Genomic DNA, 4,455 nt, shown 5'->3' on the forward strand with positions numbered 1-4,455 from the left:
ATTAGCCGGATATGAAGTAATCTTTTCAGCAATAAAGAAAATAAAAAATGGAGATTTTCTAGATGAAGAATTTTTAATGAGTGTTGCTTCATTAGGAGCACTTGTTATAGGAGAATATCCTGAAGCGATAGCAGTTATGTTGTTTTACAATGTGGGTGAATTATTCCAAGATAGAGCAGTGGATAAATCAAGAAATTCAATTAAATCAGCATTAGAATTAAAACCTGAGTATGCGAACATTGAAGTAAATGGAAATATTGTAAAAGTTAGACCGGAAGAAATAACTGTTGGAGATTCTATAATTGTAAAACCGGGTGAAAAAATTCCTTTAGATGGAAAAATTGTAGAAGGGAGTTCAAATCTTGACACATCTATGATTTCAGGAGAGTCTTTACCAAGGTTTGTAGAAGAGGGTGATATTGTTGTGTCAGGTTGTGTAAACACTACATCACTATTGAAGATAAGAGTGACTTCAAACTATGATAACACTACAATTTCCAAAATAGTTGATATGGTAGAAAATGCTTCTGCAAGAAAGAGTACTACTGAAAGATTGATTACGAGATTTTCAAAAATTTATACTCCAATGGTCGTAGGAATAGCTACTCTAATGGCATTATCGCCGGTAACGGGAATATTGGAGTGGAAAGATGCACTATTTAGAGCCTGCACATTTTTAGTAGTTTCTTGTCCGTGTGCATTTGTACTTTCAGTACCGCTTGGTGTTTTTGCAGGAATAGGTTCAGCGTCAAGAGAGGGGATTTTTGTAAAAGGTGGAAATTATCTTGAAGCTCTAGCGGATATAAAAGAGTTGTTTTTCGATAAGACAGGAACTCTTACTAAAGGTAAATTTAGCGTTGTGAAAGTTGTTGGAATAAATGTCGATGAAAATGAAGTTTTAAAATTTGCATATTCTGCTGAGAGAAATTCAAATCACCCTGTAGCCACAGCTATAAATTCTTATTACAGGGGAGATACATTGGAAATTGAAAACCTAGATGAAATTGCGGGCTATGGGATTAAATATGAGTATGATAAAAAAAGAGTTTTAGTTGGCAGTGACAAACTTTTAAAGAAATACAATATTGAACACGAAAATTTTGAAGAAAATGGCGTGGTTGTATATGTCGCTAGAGAAGATGAACTCTTGGGATATGTAGTTGTAGAAGATACATTGAAGAATAATATTTTAGAGGATTTAAAAGCTTTAAAGAAGAAAGGAATAAAACTTACGCTTTTATCCGGAGATAAAAATAAAAATGTAAAGAGAGTTGCAGAAGAGCTTGGAATCGAAAATTTCCACGGAGAATTGTTACCGGCTGATAAGGTTAGAATTCTTGAAGATAGCATAAAGAATGCTAAAGGTAAAGTGGCATTTGTTGGAGATGGAGTAAATGATGCGCCGGTGCTTGCAAGGGCAGACATAGGAATGGCGATGGGAACTATAGGCTCTGATATTGCAATAGAGTCAGCAGATGTAGTTATAATGACAGATGAGATTTCAAAGATACTAAAGGGAATGAAAATTTCAAACAAGACAAACAATATAGTAAAACAAAATATTAGTTTTGCATTAATTGTCAAATTTATAGTTTTAGTGCTTGGTTTTTTTGGAGTTGCAAGTATGTGGGCGGCAGTTTTTGCAGATGTAGGAGTTACGATAATTGCAATTTTTAATTCAATGAGAGCTTTGAATTCATAGATTTTACTTTTTAATCAAGACATTGTATAGTTATTAGGAAGTAATTAAACATAGGAGAGTTTATGGAATATAGAAAAGCAAAAGTTGATGAAATTGATTTATTAAATGAAATGTATAAAGCTGGTTCTGAGCTTTTAAAAGAGCGAGGGATAGACCAATGGCAAGGTGTAAATTTACCAAAGGCATCAATGGATAACATAGGTGCAATATATGTCTTAGAAGACGATGGAGAAATAGTTTCAACAGCGCTCCACGTGGAGCACGACTCAGATTATGATAAAATCTATGATGGAGAGTGGATAGGAAATGAAAATTACTATGCAATTCACAGAGTGACTACAAAGTCTTCAAAAAGTGGAAAAGGCTATACGAACAAAATGTTCAATGAAATAGAAAAGTTGGCATTAGAAAATGGAAAAGAGTCGGTTAGAGTGGACACACATTCAGATAATATATCTATGCAAAAGATTTTAGCTAAGAGTGGATACACTAAATGTGGAAAAGTCTATCTATATAATGGAGTTCCAAGACTTGCATATGAAAAACTTATAAAGTAGAAATTCCCCTGTGATAAGGGGAATTTTTTAATCTCATATTAATTTGTTTAAGAATACAGACGCAAGACCTAAGAATATAAAGAATCCACAAGTATCTGTAAAAGTTGTTAAAAATATTGATGAGGCAACAGCCGGGTCAATATTTACCTTATCTAAGATAAGAGGGATTAAAAATCCTGTTATTCCGGCTAATATTATGTTTAAAATCATTGAAAAAAACATAATTACGCCAAGGAAAGGATTTGAGTACATAATTGCCAATATTACACCGGCACCTACACCTATTATGGCACCGTTTAAAAGTCCTAACCCTATCTCTTTAAAGATAAGACGCCAATCCTTAATTAAGTCCATATCACCTCTTGCCAAAGAAGTCAGTACAATTGCAAGAGTTTGATTTCCAGCATTTCCACCCATGCCGGTAACAATTGGCATTGCCGCTGAAAGTGCTACAACTGCTTCAATGGTATCTGAGAACATCCCAACTACAGAAGCCGCCAAAAATGCTGTAAATAAATTTACAATAAGCCAGGGAATTCTGTTTTTAAAACTTTCAAAGAATTCAGAGTCAAATTCTTCGTCTTGGCTTACACCCCCCATAGCAAGGATATCTTCAGTGTACTCTTGGTCTATGACAGAAACTATGTCATCGGCAGTGATTACACCCAAAACGGCCATACTATGGTTAACTACGGGTAAAATTTCCAAATCGTATTTTGTAATCATATTTGAAGCTTCTTCTTGATCGTCAGTTGCAAAAACATAGAAGGGAAAATCTTCAAGTAATTCTTTTAATAGAGTGGTATCATCTGCTACCAACAGTTGCCTTAAATCGACAATGCCTTGTAATTTATGGAGCTTATCAGTTATCAAAAGATAGTCTATTATTTCGGTAATGGGGGCAATTTCTTTAATTTTTATAATTGCTTGTCTAACAGTTAAATTTTCTTTTAATGCAATAAACTCAGTGGTCATGATACCACCGCAACTTTCTGCATCAAATGAAAGTATCATCTTCAAAATATCAGAATCAGAATCTTTCATATATCTTAAAAGTTCTTTTCTACGTGAAGTAGAAAGAAAACCCAATAAATCAGCTACATCAGCATTAGTCATGTAAGAGAATATATTTATAAGTTCTGCATTAGTGAAAAAAGGTGTTACAAGTAATTGAAAATCATCCCAACTACTTTCTAAAAGCCCTGCGACATCCTCAAACGGTAGCATCTTAATAAAGGCTTTTACTTGATAATCTTCCATTTCATCAAGTGCCTCACAAATATCGACATAGTGGACTTCTTTACACAAATTTACAGCACCTTCTACATCATTATATGAAACTATATCTTCTATTTTTTTGATAATTTCCTTTTCTATGTCAATATCCATTTCCATAAGATACACCTCCTCAGTATTTTGAAATTTCGTTAATAAATGGTGAACTCATAGCAGGTTTAGAATTATGAGTTTTAGGAGCTAAAAGAAATAGAGATTCTTTAGCACGAGTCATTGCTACATAAAATAATCTACGTTCCTCTTCTGAGTCCAGTTCATTATCGCTTTGATTAGACGGTATTACTCCATCAACTATATCAACGACAAAAACACAATCAAACTCCAATCCTTTTACAGAGTGGATAGTTGAAAGTGTTAAGTTAGATTTTTTGATAGTTGGTTTTGAAAGTAGAGCTTCTAAATGTTTCAACCGACCTATAAGACTTTCTAAATCATCAGAACTTTCGGCTATAAATTTTAAATAGTGAATAAATTCAGCCAAAGAAGAATAACTGAATCCAAACTTATTTGCAAAATCATTTAGATAATTATCATACCCCATTGAGTATAACACATATTCAATTTGTTCATGAATCTTTAGAGATTTAAGTTTTTTAAAGTCATTCATAAGAGAGAATATGTTATCTCTATAATAACTAGGAAGCTCGGGATAATTTATTAAAGACCTTAAAATATTTTTGAATAACTCTTTTTAAAAATAAAATATGTTTTTTGAGATATATCCTTTTATTTTGTAATATATTTCTGAAAATAAATCTATATCATCCATATTATAACTAAATTTTATTATGTTGAGTACATCTCTAACCACAAAATGATTAAAAAATTTACAATCTATTTCCCTTGACGTTAAATTCAACTTTTATTTCTTTCTAAAATATTCAACCAATCCAAGAGAAG

Annotated in this window: 4 protein-coding genes; 2 read left to right on the forward strand and 2 right to left on the reverse strand. The window is 32.5% G+C overall.

What is annotated here, in order from left to right; all coding sequences use genetic code 11:
• Together HMPREF9129_RS05300 and HMPREF9129_RS05305 are read left to right on the forward strand one after the other, a co-directional pair.
• Window positions 1-1,702, forward strand: a 1,702-nt coding sequence (locus HMPREF9129_RS05300; protein WP_040552579.1) for a heavy metal translocating P-type ATPase, incomplete at its 5' end; no start/stop codon positions are given.
• A gap of 62 nt (window positions 1,703-1,764) precedes the next feature.
• Window positions 1,765-2,259 carry a GNAT family N-acetyltransferase gene (locus tag HMPREF9129_RS05305; protein ID WP_004821145.1) on the forward strand — a complete coding sequence of 165 codons (495 nt, stop codon included), beginning with the start codon at window positions 1,765-1,767 and terminating at the stop codon, window positions 2,257-2,259.
• Between the two features lie 33 nt (window positions 2,260-2,292).
• Here the strand turns inward: HMPREF9129_RS05305 and mgtE are convergent, their stop codons facing one another.
• Window positions 2,293-3,654: a magnesium transporter gene (gene mgtE / locus HMPREF9129_RS05310; protein WP_004821148.1), complete on the reverse strand. Its 1,362-nt coding sequence runs from the start codon at window positions 3,652-3,654 to the stop codon at window positions 2,293-2,295.
• 13 nt (window positions 3,655-3,667) lie between these two features.
• Window positions 3,668-4,162 carry a 3'-5' exonuclease gene (locus HMPREF9129_RS10620; RefSeq protein WP_004821149.1) on the reverse strand — a complete coding sequence of 165 codons (495 nt, stop codon included), beginning with the start codon at window positions 4,160-4,162 and terminating at the stop codon, window positions 3,668-3,670.
• Window positions 4,163-4,455: the final 293 nt, after the last annotated feature.

The organism is Peptoniphilus indolicus ATCC 29427 (genome assembly GCF_000227315.1).
Lineage (GTDB): Bacteria > Bacillota > Clostridia > Tissierellales > Peptoniphilaceae > Peptoniphilus > Peptoniphilus indolicus.

Excerpts from the sequence above, each read along its gene's own strand:
- mgtE (WP_004821148.1), bottom strand. The coding sequence starts at position 3,654 with ATGGAAATGGATATTGACATAGAAAAGGAAATTATCAAAAAAATAGAA.
- HMPREF9129_RS05305 (WP_004821145.1), top strand. The coding sequence starts at position 1,765 with ATGGAATATAGAAAAGCAAAAGTTGATGAAATTGATTTATTAAATGAA.
- HMPREF9129_RS10620 (WP_004821149.1), bottom strand. The coding sequence starts at position 4,162 with ATGAATGACTTTAAAAAACTTAAATCTCTAAAGATTCATGAACAAATT.